This is a genomic window from Halomicronema sp. CCY15110 (assembly GCF_016888165.1).
Classification (GTDB): domain Bacteria; phylum Cyanobacteriota; class Cyanobacteriia; order Phormidesmidales; family Phormidesmidaceae; genus Halomicronema.
Genome location: NZ_JACSWC010000376.1, coordinates 1 through 692, shown reverse-complemented (window position 1 = coordinate 692; position 692 = coordinate 1). Strand labels below are relative to the sequence as shown.

The window sequence follows — 692 nt, the reverse complement described above, 5'->3', positions numbered from 1 at the left end:
GTAATTGCTCAACCCAGTAGCCAATCAGCTTGTTGTGAGGTAAGGACGCGGGAAATCGCCTCAAAGGCAGACAACCCCTGACGCTTTGCGGTATTGATGAGGGAGCGGACTTGAGCGAACAGTTCAGCCCCCCAGTCGGATCGAAAGCCATGAGTGACTTTGCGAAAGACGACGCTCCATCGCAATGCTTGCTCACTCGAATTGTTCGTCGGAGGGACGGTTTCGTCTTCTAGAAAGAGCAACAGATGGGAGCGAATCTGTTGATAGCGTTTGAGCAACCGCTGCCCTTCTTCATGCTTTGGCTTCAGGTTGAGAATCTCTCGCAATCCCCCCCGCAACCGCGAACAATACTGTTTCACCGTCGAGGCGGCCAGTCGGTGTCGTCGTCGCTGCAAGGCGATGGCCCGCAGCAATAGCCGTTTCATGCGTGGGGCAAAATAGTCATCGCCCGCATCAATGGCATACTGGCAATCGCGCAATTGGTGGGCCAGACACACTTGCCATTGCTCAGCGGGATGGGCTTTCTGGGCACTGAACAAATCAGAGACCCACACGTGAGGGCGATGGTTCGCCATCACTTCGTCAATCACCGCCCTGCCGCGACTGGGGCGGATGACATGCAGACAGACCTGCTCGTTCTGAAACACCCACTCCCATTGATTTTTGCCCTGGACACGGGCACTGGTCTCATC

At 55.6% G+C, this 692-nt stretch carries 1 protein-coding gene; it reads right to left on the bottom strand.

The window, feature by feature from the left end; genetic code table 11:
- Positions 1-8 precede the first annotated feature (8 nt).
- A partial coding sequence (locus tag JUK32_RS18625) for a transposase (RefSeq protein WP_204140372.1) occupies positions 9-692 on the bottom strand: 684 nt, incomplete at its 5' end.